Annotated in this window: 13 protein-coding genes; 3 read left to right on the forward strand and 10 right to left on the reverse strand. The window is 72.5% G+C overall.

The genetic code is table 11. The annotated features are described in order from the left end of the window. Nucleotides 1-12 precede the first annotated feature (12 nt). From ACFPQ9_RS14060 to ACFPQ9_RS14080, 5 genes are read right to left on the reverse strand one after another with little or no spacing between them, the layout of a single operon-like run. Nucleotides 13-768 (reverse strand): SDR family oxidoreductase, encoded by a 756-nt coding sequence (locus tag ACFPQ9_RS14060; RefSeq protein ID WP_380852228.1) that lies wholly within the window; start codon nucleotides 766-768, stop codon nucleotides 13-15. Between the two features lie 5 nt (nucleotides 769-773). Further along, entirely contained in the window at nucleotides 774-2561 is a 1788-nt protein-coding gene (locus ACFPQ9_RS14065) for a glycoside hydrolase family 15 protein (protein WP_380852231.1), read from the reverse strand. Between the two features lie 34 nt (nucleotides 2562-2595). Beyond that, the gene (locus ACFPQ9_RS14070; protein WP_380852234.1) at nucleotides 2596-2910 is read right to left on the reverse strand and encodes a hypothetical protein; all 315 of its coding nucleotides are present in this window, start codon (nucleotides 2908-2910) and stop codon (nucleotides 2596-2598) included. Next, nucleotides 2907-3467: a sigma-70 family RNA polymerase sigma factor gene (locus ACFPQ9_RS14075; RefSeq protein ID WP_380852237.1), complete on the reverse strand. Its 561-nt coding sequence runs from the start codon at nucleotides 3465-3467 to the stop codon at nucleotides 2907-2909. Before ACFPQ9_RS14075 ends, ACFPQ9_RS14070 begins: the two co-directional genes overlap by 4 nt. Beyond that, nucleotides 3464-5002 carry a sodium:solute symporter family protein gene (locus ACFPQ9_RS14080; protein ID WP_380852240.1) on the reverse strand — a complete coding sequence of 513 codons (1539 nt, stop codon included), beginning with the start codon at nucleotides 5000-5002 and terminating at the stop codon, nucleotides 3464-3466. Before ACFPQ9_RS14080 ends, ACFPQ9_RS14075 begins: the two co-directional genes overlap by 4 nt. Nucleotides 5003-5171: 169 nt before the next feature. Here ACFPQ9_RS14080 and ACFPQ9_RS14085 point away from each other — a divergent pair, with 169 nt between their 5' ends. Next, nucleotides 5172-5390, forward strand: a complete 219-nt coding sequence (locus ACFPQ9_RS14085; RefSeq protein WP_380852243.1) for a DUF3311 domain-containing protein — start codon at nucleotides 5172-5174, stop codon at nucleotides 5388-5390. A gap of 47 nt (nucleotides 5391-5437) precedes the next feature. Continuing rightward, nucleotides 5438-7564, forward strand: coding sequence for a carbon starvation CstA family protein (locus ACFPQ9_RS14090; RefSeq protein WP_380852246.1), 2127 nt, complete (start codon nucleotides 5438-5440; stop codon nucleotides 7562-7564). Nucleotides 7565-7822: 258 nt separating this feature from the next. Here the strand turns inward: ACFPQ9_RS14090 and ACFPQ9_RS14095 are convergent, their stop codons facing one another. From ACFPQ9_RS14095 to ACFPQ9_RS14105, 3 genes are all read right to left on the reverse strand, one after another. Next, nucleotides 7823-8611, reverse strand: coding sequence for an SURF1 family cytochrome oxidase biogenesis protein (locus ACFPQ9_RS14095; protein WP_380852249.1), 789 nt, complete (start codon nucleotides 8609-8611; stop codon nucleotides 7823-7825). Between the two features lie 49 nt (nucleotides 8612-8660). Continuing rightward, on the reverse strand, nucleotides 8661-8894 hold the full coding sequence (locus ACFPQ9_RS14100) for a hypothetical protein (protein WP_037873332.1): 234 nt from the start codon (nucleotides 8892-8894) through the stop codon (nucleotides 8661-8663). Nucleotides 8895-8974: 80 nt separating this feature from the next. Continuing rightward, the gene (locus ACFPQ9_RS14105) at nucleotides 8975-9979 is read right to left on the reverse strand and encodes a DEDDh family exonuclease (RefSeq protein WP_380852252.1); all 1005 of its coding nucleotides are present in this window, start codon (nucleotides 9977-9979) and stop codon (nucleotides 8975-8977) included. 196 nt (nucleotides 9980-10175) lie between these two features. Here ACFPQ9_RS14105 and ACFPQ9_RS14110 point away from each other — a divergent pair, with 196 nt between their 5' ends. Beyond that, the gene (locus tag ACFPQ9_RS14110) at nucleotides 10176-10886 is read left to right on the forward strand and encodes a VIT1/CCC1 transporter family protein (RefSeq protein ID WP_380852255.1); all 711 of its coding nucleotides are present in this window, start codon (nucleotides 10176-10178) and stop codon (nucleotides 10884-10886) included. Between the two features lie 112 nt (nucleotides 10887-10998). Here ACFPQ9_RS14110 and ACFPQ9_RS14115 read toward each other — a convergent pair whose 3' ends face one another. Then, nucleotides 10999-11943, reverse strand: a complete 945-nt coding sequence (locus ACFPQ9_RS14115; protein WP_380852401.1) for a CopD family protein — start codon at nucleotides 11941-11943, stop codon at nucleotides 10999-11001. 216 nt (nucleotides 11944-12159) lie between these two features. Beyond that, nucleotides 12160-13527, reverse strand: coding sequence for a CoA transferase (locus ACFPQ9_RS14120; protein ID WP_380852258.1), 1368 nt, complete (start codon nucleotides 13525-13527; stop codon nucleotides 12160-12162). Nucleotides 13528-13542 lie beyond the last annotated feature (15 nt).

Raw genomic sequence — 13542 nt, forward strand, 5'->3', positions numbered from 1 at the left:
CGGGCCGGCCCCTCAGAACCCGTGCCGCATGCCGCCGTCCACCGGAAGCATGATCCCGGTCAGATAGGACGCGGCCGGCGACAGCAGGAACGCCGCCGACCGCCCGAACTCCTCCGGGTTGCCGTAGCGCCGCAGCGGAATCCGCGCCTCGCTCGCCGCCCGCGTGGCCTCCGGGTCCGCCGACATCCCGTCCAGGTCGCGCACCCGATCCGTGTCGATCCGGCCCGGCAGCAACCCGACCACCCGGATCCCGCGCGGCCCCAGCTCGTCCGAGAGCGACTTGGCGAACCCGGCGAGCCCCGGCCGCAGCCCGTTCGAAATGGTCAGCCCCGGAATCGGCTCGTGCACCGACCCCGACAGCACGAACCCGATGACCCCGCCCTCGTCGAGCTCCGCCGCCGCCGCCCGGGCGAGCCGGACCGCGCCGAGGAACACCGACTCGAACGCCGACTGCCACTGCTCGTCCGTGGTGTCCGCGACGAACCCGGCCGGCGGCCCGCCCACGCTCACCAGGATGCCGTCGAACCCACCGAAGGCGTCCCGCGCGGCGGCGACGAGCCGGGCCGGAGCGTCCGGCTCGGCGTTGTCGACGGCCACCCCGACCGCGTTCGGCCCCAGTTCGGCCGCCGCGTCGGCGACCCGCTTCTCGTCCCGGCCGGTCACCACGACCTTCGCCCCGTCGGCGACCAGCTCCCGCGCCGCCGCGTTGCCCAGTCCACGGGTGGCCCCCGTGACGACGTACACCCGGTCCTTCAGTCCAAGATCCATGGCCCCTATCCTGCCCCTTCGCCCCCGTACAGGGCGAGGGCGGTGTTCACCAGGCCGATATGGCTGAACGCCTGGGGGAAGTTGCCGAGATGGCGGCCGGAGACCGGGTCGTACTCCTCGGCCAGCAGCCCCACGTCGTTGGTGAGCCCCACCAGCCGGTCGAACAGCTCCCGTGCCTCCTGCTCACGGCCCGTCATGTGCAGGGCCTCGGCCAGCCAGAACGAGCAGGCCAGGAACGTGCCCTCGCTGCCCGGCAGTCCGTCCACCGTCGTCCCGTCGGTGCTGTAACGGCGCAGGAAGCCCTGGTGGCTGAGCTCTGCGCGGATCGCGTCGATGGTGCCGACGACGCGCGGGTCGTCGGGCGGCAGGAAGCCGACGCGCGGGATCAGCAGCAGCGCGGCGTCCAGTTCCCGGGAGCCGTAGGACTGCGTGAAGGTGTTCCGCTCGGCGTCGTAGCCCTTCTCGACCACCTCGCGGTGCACCTCGTCGCGGAACTCCCGCCAGCCGTGCAGGTCGCCCTCCAGCTGCGGGTTCCGCTCCAGGGTGCGTACCGCGCGGTCCGCGGCCACCCACACCATCACCTTCGAGTGCACGAAGTGCCGCCGCCCGCCGCGCACCTCCCACAGCCCCTCGTCGGGCCGGCGCCACTCCGCGCGCAGCCACTCCACCAGGGCGGCCTGGATGGCCCACATGTGCGGCTTGGTCGGCAGTCCCGCCTCCCGTGCCAGCGCCAGCGTGTCCATGACCTCGCCGTACACGTCCAACTGGAGCTGTTCCACGGCCTGGTTGCCGATGCGGACGGGGACGGAGCCGGCGAAGCCGGACAGCCACGGCACCTCGAACTCGGGCAGCCGGCGCTCGCCCGCGAGGCCGTACATGATCTGGAGGTCGGCCGGATCGCCCGCGACCGCGCGCAGCAGCCAGTCGCGCCACGCCTCGGCCTCCATCCGGTAGCCCGCGGACAGGCCCACGTTGAGGGTGAGGGTGGAGTCGCGCAGCCAGCAGTAGCGGTAGTCCCAGTTGCGGACTCCGCCCAGCTCCTCGGGGAGCGAGGTGGTGGGGGCGGCGACGATGCCGCCGGTCGGCCGGTAGGTGAGGGCCTTCAGAGTGATCAGGGAGCGGACGACGGTGTCCCGGTACGGGCCGTCGAAGCGGCAGTGCCCCACCCACTTGCGCCAGTCCCGGACGCTGTTGTGCAGCGCCTTGAACGGGTCGATCAGCGCTGGGCGGGGTTCGTGCGAGGGGTGCCAGGTCAGGACGAACGCGACCTGCTCGCCCTCCTCGACGGTGAACTCCGAGTGTGTGCCGAAGTCCTCGCCCCAGGTGGGCACCGCGGGGGTGCTGCGCAGCCACACCGAGTCAGGACCGGCGACGGCCACCCGCTGACCGTGGGACTTGCGCACCCAGGGCACGATCGAGCCGTAGTCGAAGCGCAGCCGCAGGGTGCTGCGCACGGTGACGCGGCCGCTCAGCCCCTCCACGATGCGCACGAGGTCGGGGGCACGGTCGCGTTGGGGCATCAGATCGGTGACCCGGATCGCGCCGTCCTCGGTCTCCCACTCCGTGTCAAGGACCAGGGTGTCCTGCCGGTAGGCGCGGCGGGTGCAGGGGCCCTCGGCGTGCTTGGGGGCGATGCGCCAGTGGCCGTTGTCCTTGTCGCCGAGGAGTCTGGCGAAGCAGGCGGCCGAGTCGAACCGGGGCAGACACAGCCAGTCGACGGAGCCGTCCTTGCCGATCAGGGCGGCCGTCTGCTCGTCACTGATCAGGGCGTAGTCCTCGATGCGCGGGTGCACGCAATTGCGGGTTCCCCGGGGGCGGGTGGGCCAATCAGGGGTGGGGCCGGGGGAGTGACGCGGCCGCCGGGGACCCGGCGCCGGAGAAGATGACGCCGGGCTCCGCGGGGGCGCGGTTGAGGACCCACAGACCGATCAGGGTGGCCAGCGCGAACACGACCGTGACCAGGACGGCGAGGACGAGCCTGCGCCGGCGTTCCCGGCGCAGCCACTCGCCGCGCGCGGTGCGATAGGCGTCGGGCGTGGCGTCCGGCACTCCGCCGGCCAGCGCCGCGAGCGCCTCGCGCAGCTCCCGCTCGGTGCGGTCCGCGGAGGTGCCGGGCGACGGAGTCGTGTCTCGATGCGTCATCGCCGGGCCTCCATCGCCTGGGTCAGTGCGGCGAGGCCGCGTGCCGTGTGCGTCTTGACGGAGCCGCAGGAGATCCCCATCGCCGCGGCGATCTCGCTCTCCTTCAGCCCGAGCCAGTGCCGCAGCACCAGCGCCTCACGCTGCCGGGCGGGCAGCTGCTGGAGCGCGTCGATCAGGACGCGCTGGTCGTCGCGCAGCAGTGCGGTGCTCTCGGCGGAGGCGACGACCTCGTCCGGTGTCGGCTTCTCGACATGCTTGCGGGCCACTTGGAGGTGCCGTATCCGCATCCGCGTCAGATTGCACACGGTGGAGCGCAGATACGCCTCCGCCGCCTCGGCGTCCCGCAGCCGGCGCCACTTGCGGTAGATCTGGTAGTAGGCCTCCGCGACCACGTTCTCCGGATCGTCGGCGCCGAGCAGGACCGCCAGGCGCAGCATCGAGGAGTAGTGCAGCTCGAACAGGCGGGCAAGACCGGCCTCGCGCTCCAGGTCCGCCGGGTCGCTCACCGCCGGGGTGAGGGCGAGCGCCGGTGCCTGCGGTCTCAGATGCTGTCTCACGGGTTGTTCGCTCCCGTCTCGGGGCGCCGCCCGACGCTCAGGCGCGACGGCAGGTCGGTCAGATCGGCGCCGCGCGGGACGCCCAGGCGGCTCAGCACCGCGGTCCCCGCCACGGCGACGGTCAGATTGAGCAGCAGCGCGGCGAGCCCGGCGTAGATCTCCGGCCCCGGGCCGAGCGGCACGATCGACGAGAAGCCCTCCCGTACGACCATGCAGGTGCCCGCCACCATGCCCACGCCCCACCCGGCGAGCAGCGCCCGCGGATGCAGCCGCGCGGTGAACAGCCCGATCGCGACGGCCGGGAAGATCTGCAGGATCCACACCCCGCCGAGCAGTTGGAGGTTGATGGCGTCCTGGTCGCGCAGTCCGAACACGAAGGCCACCGCGCCCACCTTCGCGGTCAGCGACACCGCCTTGGCGATGCGCACCTGCCGCTTCGGCGTGGCCGTCGGATGCACGTACTCGACATACACGTTGCGTACGAAGCTCGTGGCCGCCGCGATCGACATCACCGCCGCCGGCACCAGCGCCCCCACGGTGATCGCGCCGAACACCAGCCCGGCCAGCGGCGCCGGCATCAGCCGGTCCACGAGCATCGGTACGGCGGCCTCGGCACCGCCCTCCGGAGCACGGACGCCGGTCGCCAGGGCCGCGATGCCGAGGAACCCGAACAGGGCGAGCAGCGCGGTCCATGCGGGCAGCGCCACGGACACCTTGCGCAGCGTGCGGGGACTGTCGGCGGCGAAACCGGCGGTCAGCACATGCGGGTACATCAGCAGGGCGAGCGCGGAGCCGAGGGCGAGGGTGGCGTAGGCGGGCTGCTGCTCCGGGGTGAGGAGCAGCGCCGGGCCGCCGAGGCGTTCGGCAGCGCCGTCGAAGACGGGACCCGGGCCGCCGAGTCGTTCGAGGACCAGCCAGGTCACGGCGGTCAGCGACACGAAGACGGCCACGGCCTTCAGCGCGGAGATGACGGTGGGGGCGCGCAGCCCGTGCCGGTAGGTGGCCACGGCCAGCCCCGCGAACAGCGCGACCATCACCAGATCACCGGCCGCGCCCCGCGGATACAGACCCCCGGCCGCGAGCACCGCCCGGATCCCGAGCAGTTGCAGCGCGAGATACGGCATCGTCGCGAGGATCCCGGTCAGGGCGACCACCAGCGCCAGCGGCGGCGAGCCGTAGCGGCCGCGCACGAAGTCGGCGGCGGTGACATAGCCGTGCCGGCGGGCCACGCTCCACAGCCGGCTCAGCAGCACGAAGGCCAGCGGGCAGACGATCACCGTGTACGGCACCGCGAAGAAGGCGGGCGCGCCGTTGCCGTACGCCAGGCCCGGTATGGCGGCGAAGGTGTACGCGGTGAAGATCGTGCCGCCCAGCAGCAGCCACGTCCACACCGGGCCGAGGGTGCGGTCGGCCAGTGCCCAGCCCTCCAGGGACGGCAGGCGATCGCTCGGACGCAGACGCCGCGCGGTGACGGCGAGCAGCGACGCTCCGCCGATCACGGCGAGAAACGTCGCGGTCATGGCGCCGTCGGCCATGGGTCACCGTCCTTGGTGTGCCTGTGCCCCTGCGCATGAGTTGCGCGAACCGCCGGAACGGAGGACAGGAAACCGGCGGAAATTTTCCCGGAATCTCGCTGTCAACCGGTTCCGGGGGGTGGGCAACTCTTGCACAGACCCACCAGCGAGCGGGAGAGGAGCGCAGGTCATGGCACGGACCGGTCATCACCGGCTACGGCGCGTCGCGATCGCCGTACTGCTCCTCGCGCCCGCCGCGGGTCTGCTGTGGGTCCCCTGGTACGCCGGTGCCGAGCCGCGGCTGGCCGGGACGCCGTTCTTCTACTGGTACCAGCTCGTCTGGGTGCCGGGGTGCGGCCTCTGCCTGCTCGCGGCGTACGCGCTGACGGACCGGGATCGACATCTATAGCGCCGAGCCGTAGATCCTCTTCACGCCTGTTCAGGTCAGGAGCCGCCATGCCCGTATCAGCCATGCCCGAACCCGGTCGTTCGGCGCCGGAAAAGTCACCGATGTCACCGAAGTCCGTCGCGATCTGGAGCGCCGTGGCCCTCGCCGGTGCCCTCGGCTGGGCCGTGCTCGCCCTGTCCCGGGGTGAGGAGATCTCGGCCGTCTGGCTGGTCGTGGCGGCCCTCGGCTCGTACGCGATCGCCTACCGGTTCTACGCGCGCTTCATCGCCCGCCGGGTCCTTCAGGTCGACGACACCCGAGCCACCCCCGCCGAACGACTGGAGGACGGTGTCGACTTCCACCCCACCGACAAGCGGGTGCTGTTCGGCCACCACTTCGCGGCGATCGCCGGCGCCGGCCCGCTGGTCGGCCCGGTCCTGGCCGCGCAGATGGGCTATCTGCCGGGCACGATCTGGATCATCGCCGGCGTGATCTTCGCGGGCGCGGTGCAGGACATGATCGTGCTGTTCCTGTCCATGCGCCGGGACGGCAAGAGCCTGGGGCAGATGGCCCGGGACGAGATCGGCCGGGTCGGCGGCGCCGCCGCGCTCATCGGCGTCTTCGCCATCATGATCATCCTGCTCGCGGTGCTTGCGATGGTCGTCGTCAACGCCCTCGCGGAGTCGGCATGGGGCACCTTCTCGGTCTCCATGACCATCCCGATCGCCCTCTTCATGGGCTTCTACCTGCGCTATCTGCGGCCCGGCCGGGTCGTGGAGACCAGCTTCATCGGCGTGGCCCTGCTGCTGCTCGCCATCCTCGGCGGCGGCTGGATCCAGGACTCCGCGCTAGCCGAGTACTTCGTCTGGAGCCCCGAGACCCTGGTCTTCTGCCTGGTCGGCTACGGCTTCGTCGCCTCCGTGCTGCCGGTGTGGATGCTGCTGGCACCCCGGGACTACCTGTCGACCTTCATGAAGGTCGGCACCATCGCCCTGATGGCGGTCGGCGTGGTGATCGCCGCCCCGCACCTGAGGACCGAGTCGGTGACGGACTTCGCCTCGACCGGCGCGGGACCGGTCTTCGCCGGGTCGTTGTTCCCCTTCCTCTTCATCACCATCGCCTGTGGCGCCCTGTCCGGCTTCCACGCCCTGGTCTCCTCGGGTACGACCCCGAAGCTGATCCAGAAGGAGTCGCAGGTCCGGTTGATCGGCTACGGCTCCATGCTCACGGAGTCCTTCGTCGCCGTCATGGCGCTGATCGCCGCCTGTGTGCTCGAACCCGGCCTGTTCTACGCCATGAACTCCCCGGCCGCCCTGCTCGGCCCGACCGTGGACAGCGCCGCCGAGGCGGTGAAGAACCTCGGCTTCACCATCACCCCGGACCAGCTGACGGCTGCCGCCAAGGCGGTCGAGGAGGAGACCCTCGTCGGCCGCTCCGGCGGCGCGCCCACCCTCGCCGTGGGCATGTCGGAGATCTTCTCCGGGGTGTTCGGCGGTGCCGGGATGAAGGCCTTCTGGTACCACTTCGCGATCATGTTCGAGGCACTGTTCATCCTGACCACGGTGGACGCCGGCACCCGCGTGGGCCGCTTCATGCTCCAGGACATGCTCGGCAACGTCTGGAAGCCGATCGGCCGGGTCACCTGGAAGCCCGGCATCTGGATCACCAGCGCCCTGGTCGTCGGCGCGTGGGGCTACTTCCTCTACGCCGGGGTCACCGACCCGCTCGGCGGCATCAAGCAGCTGTTCCCCCTGTTCGGCATCGCCAACCAGCTCCTTGCCGCCGTCGCCCTGGCCGTCACCACCACCGTCCTGATCAAGTCCGGCAAGCTGCGCTGGGCCTGGGTCACCGGCATCCCGCTCGCCTGGGACGTGGCCGTCACGTTCACCGCCGGCTGGCAGAAGATCTTCTCGGACAACCCGGCGATCGGCTTCTTCGCCCTGCGTGACAAGTACGCGCAGGCCATCGAGGACGGCCGGCTCCTGCCGGGCGCCACGGACATGGACGACATGCACACCATCGTCCTCAACAACACCGTCGACGGTGTACTCATGGCGATCTTCCTGCTCCTGGTCCTCACGGTCCTGGTCAACTGCGCGGTGGTCTGCGTCCGCGCGGTCCGCGCCCCGCAGCCACTGCCGACGACCGAGGCGCCGTACGTCGAGTCCCGGCCGATGGCGGGGGTCGGGTCATGAGGGCGGTGCGATGGGTGCGTTGGTACGTGGGTGAGCTGATGGCCGTACTGAGCCTGCGGCACCGGGAGGGCAGGCCGGAGGGCCGCTGCTGCTGATGCCGGCCCGGTGGGCGGCTGCGGGTCGTCTGTGGCCGCTCGCGCAGTTCCCCGCGCCCCTTGAGGTGGGCCCGCTGCACGCTTTTAAGGGGCGCGGGGAACTGCGCGACCAGCCACGAACCACCTGCAGCCGCCCGGAGCGGAAACCCCTACGGCGAAACCGCTACACCGCAGCCGGCGTCGACTCCTCCGGCACCGCCGCGGCAGCACCCCGCTCCCGAGCCTCCCGACGAGCCAGAATCACCCACCCGATGGGCACCCCGGCCGCGAACAACCACCACTGCAGGGCATACGCGTAATTCAGCGGAGCGTTCTCGTTGCCGGGCTTCCCGATCAGCTCCGGCGCGCCCCCCTTCGGCTCGGGCGCCGTCAGCACGACGTACCCGCCGAGCACCCGCGCGTCCAGCCGCCCGGCCTCCTGCTCACTGTTGATCAGCATGACCTGCCGGTCGGGCAGCCCCTTGAGGTTCTTGATGCCGCTCGCCTCGGTCGTCTCGTCCGGCATCAGCCGCCCGGTGACCGTGACGGTGCCGCCCGGCGCGGCCGGGACCTTGGGGAAGGCCGTCTGGCTGGGACCGTCGGCGGGGATCCAGCCGCGGTTGACCAGCAGCACCTCGCCGTCCGTCAGCACGAGGGGCGTGAGCACGTGGAAGCCGACTTCCTCGTCGGCGTTGACGCGCCGCCTGACCACGACTTCCCGGTCGGAGTCGAAGCGGCCCTGCGCGGTCACCTTGCGGTACCGCTCCTCGGTGGTGACCGTGTGGCCCGGGGACGTCAGCTTCTCCACCGGTACCGGCTTCGCCTCCAGCGCGTCGGCGACCAGCTGGTTGCGCGCGCTGCGCTCCTCGTAGCGGTGCATCTGCCAGAGGCCCAGCCGGATCATCGTGGGGATGAGGATCAGGGCGACCAGCGTGAGGATCACCCACTGCCGGGACAACAGGAAGCGGTACACCCCACGACCGTACAACTCGGTCGTGGGGTGCTCTCAGCCGGGTACCTGCTCACACCTTGTCGACGATTCCCGCCTTTCCCTCCGCGCGAGCGCAGTGGGCGCCGCAGAACCATTGACCGTCGACCTCGACGCCCTGCCCGATGATCTGTACACGGCAGTGCTCGCAGATGGGTGCCATGCGGTGGATCGCACAGGAGAAGCAGTCGAAGACGTGCACCGCGCCCTGCGCGTGCACCTCGAAGGTCATGCCGTAGTCGTTTCCGCAGACTTCACATGTCGCCATGCGCCACAGGGTGAGCGGTCACCGCGGTGCGGGGCGGGACGGCCCCGGGCGAGTCGCCCGGCAATCACCCGTCCGTACGGTCAATGCTCCGATGCGGGTTCCACGTCCCGCAGGAGCTGTCCGAACGCCGCCTCGTCCACCACCGGCGTCCCGTACTGCCGGGCCTTGACCACCTTCGAGGTGCCCGAGTCCGGGTCGTTCGTGACGAGCAGGCTGGTCAGCCGGGACAGGCTCGTCGCCACATGCAGCCCGGCCTCGATCGCTCGGTCCTCCAGCAGGTCGCGCTCGATCGACGTGTCCCCGGAGAAAGCCACCCGCATGCCCTGTTTGAGCCTCTTGCCGTCTTCGTACCGTCCTGGGTTGGGATGGGGGCACGCGGGCCTTTTGCGGGACGGGCGCCAACTGGTCGGCCGATAGCCGCCGCTGTAGCCGCCGTAGCCCCCTGCCTGCTGTCCGACCCGGGGCGCGGCGGTGTCCCGCCACTCGGTCAGCGGCCGGCACTCCTGCAGCGGCAGCCGCACGCTGTCCGCCGCCGCGGCCCGCAGGCTCGGCCGGAACGCCTCCGCCAGCACGCGTGCGTCGTCCAGTGCGTGGTGCGCCCGCTGCTGGACGACGCCGAAGTGGGCCGCGAGCGACTCCAGCTTGTGGTTGGGCAGCGGCAGCGCCAGCTCCTTGGACAGCGCGATGGTGCACAGCCGCTGCCGCACCGGGGCCTCGCGCTCCGCGCGCGCGTACTCCCGCGCGATCATCTGCCAGTCGAAGACGGCGTTGTGCGCGACGAGCACCCGGCCGTCGAGCCGGTTCGAGAACTCCTCGGCGATGTCCTGGAAGAGGGGCGCCGACTCCAGTACGTCACTCGTCAGACCGTGGATCCAGACCGGGCCCGGGTCGCGCTCCGGGTTGACCAGCGTGTACCAGTGGTCCTCGACCTCGCCGCGCGCGTCCAGCCGGTAGACGGCCGCGGAGATTATCCGGTCGTCCCGGGCCAGCCCTGTGGTCTCCACGTCAACGACCGCGTATCCCTGGGGATACGCGGCCGGCCACGCTGTGGGGGAGGGCGCTGCGGTCGTGCGGTCTTCGAGCATGGTCACTGAGGATACGGGCCGCCACTGACAGTCCTCGCCGTCAGGTGCCTTGCCCCGCCCGCCTGTTCGAGCCCGGCGAACGCGGGATCGTCAACCGCGCGGCGGGCGCCGGACGTTGCCGTACGCCGGTGAGCCCGCGGCCCGCCGTGGAGCGTCGGTACGTCCGCGATGCCCCGCTCGGTGCGATCCTCCGCATATGACCGAACCAACGCATGGCGAGGCGCACGGCGGCGCGCTGGGGGAGCGGCTGAACTGGCTGCGGGCGGCCGTCCTCGGGGCGAACGACGGCATCGTGTCGACCGCGGGCCTCGTCGTCGGCGTGGCGGGTGCGACGGACGACCGCGAGGCCCTTCTCACGGCCGGGCTGGCCGGGCTGCTCGCCGGGTCGATGTCGATGGCGGCGGGGGAGTACGTCTCGGTCTCCACACAGCTCGACTCGGAGAAGGCCGCGCTCGCCCAGGAGAAGCGGGAGTTGCGGGAGCAGCCGGAGGCGGAGCTGGAGGAGCTGACGCAACTGCTGGAGCGTCGGGGGCTGTCCCGGGACGTGGCCGGGGAGGCGGCCATCCAGCTGACGGAACGTGACGCGCTGAGGGCGCACGCGCGCGTGGAGCTCGGCATCGACCCCGACCGGCTGACCAACCCGTGGCACGCGGCGTGGGCCAGTTTTTTGGCGTTCACGGCCGGGGCGCTGCTGCCGCTGCTGGCCATGGTGCTGCCGCCGGCGGAGTGGCGGCTCGGGGTCACCGTCGTCTCGGTCCTGGCCGCGCTCACCCTGACGGGCTGGAGCAGCGCCCGCCTCGGCGCCGCCGCCCCGGCCCGGGCGATGCTGCGCAACGTGGCGGGCGGCGCGCTCGCCATGGGGGTCACCTATGCGGCGGGGTCGCTGCTGGATGTGGCGGGGGCGTAGGTCTCGGCCACCCGCGCCCCGTGTTTCCGCAGCTCGGCGACGCTCCCGGCATCCTCGAAGCGCGCCGGGCACCAACTGATCCCGGGCACGGGTCGGCTGACGGTGTAACGGTTCACCAGCGGATCGGCACCGGCAGTGCCGTCAGCAGACCCGACAGCGCGACCACCACTGCCAGGGCGACGACCTCCGCCCGGGCCGGGGAGCAGGCGGTCAGCGGGTCGGCGGCGCGACTCAGCCGGATCCGGGCCCACAGCGCGAGCGCCGCCACGGCGGCCACCAGCAGCACCTTGGCCAGCAGGGCCCGCCCGTACGCCGTCCCGGTCAGCTGGTCGAGGATCGTGTGCGACGGCATCCGGCGCAGCGAACTCCACACCCCTGTCGCGGTGATGGCGGCCAGCAGTACGGCCGCCACGCGCGCGTACAGCCCCAGCAGCGCCGCGCCCGCCTCGCCCGCGCCCCACCCGCGCAGGGTCCGCAGGGCGTACAGCAGTCCGCCCACCCACAGCGACGCGCAGGTCAGATGCACCAGCGTCAGACCCGAGCCGAGCAGCGGGCTGTACTCGGTCGTGGGGTGCGCGCGCAGCGCCTCGGCGACCAGCACCGCGGCCAGCGGCCAGATCTGGGAGGCCGGCCGACGGGAGAGGGCGCACAGGCCGGCCGCGGCGAAGGCGTTGACCTCAAGGAGCGCGAGCTTGCCGTCGCGCGTGGCGTACAGGCCGCCGATGTCGAGGTCGGCGGGGCTGTGCGGCACGAGGTTGCCGGTGGAGACGACCGAGGCGAGCCCCAGCGCGGCGACGAAGCCGACGCCCGCCGCATACGGCGCCCAGTTGCGCGGCCGGGCCGCGGGAGCGCCGGGCACGGACCGGGCCAGCCGGTCCACGAACAGTTCCCCCAGCGGCACGCACAGCGCCGCGAACAGCACCGTACGCAGCAGCGCGATACCGCCGGTGCCGGGCGCGGCGGCCTCCCCGGTGCCGTGCAGCGCGGCCGACGGGCCGAGCAGCGGGATCAGCGCCGCGAGCGCCACCAGGGCGACCACGGCGACGGCCCGCGCCATGCCGGGGCGCGGTTCGGGCGCGCTCCCCTCGGACACGCCGGTGGAGGATCTTGTCAACGTCACCTCAAGATCTTCACAAATCAACGCAGAGTCGGGCAAGCACCGGAAAACAAGTGGGGGCGGAGTATTCCGCCCCTGGGTACGGCCGGGGCCCTCCCGGGCACTCAGTCCCACCGCGTTCCCGGCACCCGCTCCCCGCGCCCTGTGCCCTGTGCCTCAGTCCCACCGCGCCGGATCCGCGCCCCACGCCCCGGGCGGCCGTGCCCAGTCGCGGGGTCCGTCCTCGAACGACACCGGCGGCAGGGCGTACCGCAGTCGCCCGAGCGCGCTGTCCCGCTCGCCGAGCCAGGCGTCCGGCGCCTCGTACGCCACGTCCCCCCGCGGGCCCGGCCGGATCCCCGTCGTCAGCCAGTGAGCCGTACGCGCCAGGGCCAACCGTACGCAATGCCCGCCCCCTTGCTCCGTCCGCTCGGTCAGCGCCCGCAGGACGGCCGCCGCCAGCAGATAGCCGGTGCCGTGGTCGAGGGCCTGCGCGGGCAGTGCACCGGGCCGCTCGGCCGACCCCTCGGTCGCCGCGATCCCGGTGGCGACCTGTACCAGGCTGTCGAAGCCGCGCCGCCCGCTCCACGGCCCGTACGCGCCCCACGCCGAGAGCTGCGCCACGACCAGCCCGGGCCGGCGCTCGGCCAGCGCCCGCGCAGACAGCCCGAACCGGTCCAGGGCGCCCGGCCGGTAGCCGGTGACGACGACGTCCGCCGCCGCGAGCAGTTCCTCGAAGGCGCGCCGGTCGGCCGCCAGGTCCAGCATCGCCGAGCGCTTCCCGAAGCCGGTGTCGGTGTGCTGGTCGAGCAGTTCGGGCAGCCGCGGCGCGTCCAGGCGCAGCACGTCCGCACCGAGCAGCGCGAGCGTACGGGTGGCGACCGGCCCCGCGATGACCCGCGTCAGGTCCAGCACGCGGACCCCGGCGGCGGGCAGCAGGGGAGTGCCGTCGAGGCGCGGGAGCGCACGCGCGCGTGCCGTGTCCAGCCGCTCGTGCTCGACGAGCGGCCGCCGGGCCACCTCGGCCGCCTGTTCGTGCGCCGCCCACTCCTCGGGCGTACGCAGCGCGACGGCCAGCCCGCCGGCCGCGTACACGGCCTGTTCCACCTCGTGCGAGGAGCGCCCGGCGAGCGCCGCCGCGACGGCGTCCGGATCCTCCTGCGTCACCCCCAGCCCGGCCAGCAGCCCGGCCCGGTGATGCGGATAGTTCGCGTGCGTGCGCACCCAGCCGTCCGCCGTACGCCAGAACCGGGACAGCGGCGCGAACCAGACCGGGGCGCGTCCGTCGACCAGCAGATGCCGCTCACTGACGAACGCCGTGGCGACGGCCCCGTCGTCCAGCCGCACCTCGGGCACCTCGGCCCGCCCGGCCCGCCGCGCGCCCAGCTCGGCGGCGGCCAGCGCGCACGCGCCCACGCACGCGCGCGCCAACTCCCGTACGGGAAGGCGCGCATCGAGCGCACCCTCCCGCACCACGGTCGAAACCCGCGGCAGCAGGGCGGCGTCGCCGCCCACCGCGGACCAGGCAGTACCGAGTGCAGTCATGACCGCACTATGCAG

It is taken from the genome of Streptomyces coerulescens, from assembly GCF_042657965.1.
Taxonomy (GTDB): domain Bacteria; phylum Actinomycetota; class Actinomycetes; order Streptomycetales; family Streptomycetaceae; genus Streptomyces; species Streptomyces coerulescens.

Excerpts from the sequence above, each read along its gene's own strand:
- ACFPQ9_RS14060 (WP_380852228.1), bottom strand. The coding sequence starts at position 768 with ATGGATCTTGGACTGAAGGACCGGGTGTACGTCGTCACGGGGGCCACC.
- ACFPQ9_RS14070 (WP_380852234.1), bottom strand. The coding sequence starts at position 2,910 with ATGACGCATCGAGACACGACTCCGTCGCCCGGCACCTCCGCGGACCGC.
- ACFPQ9_RS14080 (WP_380852240.1), bottom strand. The coding sequence starts at position 5,002 with ATGGCCGACGGCGCCATGACCGCGACGTTTCTCGCCGTGATCGGCGGA.
- ACFPQ9_RS14085 (WP_380852243.1), top strand. The coding sequence starts at position 5,172 with ATGGCACGGACCGGTCATCACCGGCTACGGCGCGTCGCGATCGCCGTA.
- ACFPQ9_RS14090 (WP_380852246.1), top strand. The coding sequence starts at position 5,438 with ATGCCCGTATCAGCCATGCCCGAACCCGGTCGTTCGGCGCCGGAAAAG.
- ACFPQ9_RS14100 (WP_037873332.1), bottom strand. The coding sequence starts at position 8,894 with ATGGCGACATGTGAAGTCTGCGGAAACGACTACGGCATGACCTTCGAG.
- ACFPQ9_RS14105 (WP_380852252.1), bottom strand. The coding sequence starts at position 9,979 with ATGCTCGAAGACCGCACGACCGCAGCGCCCTCCCCCACAGCGTGGCCG.
- ACFPQ9_RS14110 (WP_380852255.1), top strand. The coding sequence starts at position 10,176 with ATGACCGAACCAACGCATGGCGAGGCGCACGGCGGCGCGCTGGGGGAG.
- ACFPQ9_RS14115 (WP_380852401.1), bottom strand. The coding sequence starts at position 11,943 with ATGGCGCGGGCCGTCGCCGTGGTCGCCCTGGTGGCGCTCGCGGCGCTG.
- ACFPQ9_RS14120 (WP_380852258.1), bottom strand. The coding sequence starts at position 13,527 with ATGACTGCACTCGGTACTGCCTGGTCCGCGGTGGGCGGCGACGCCGCC.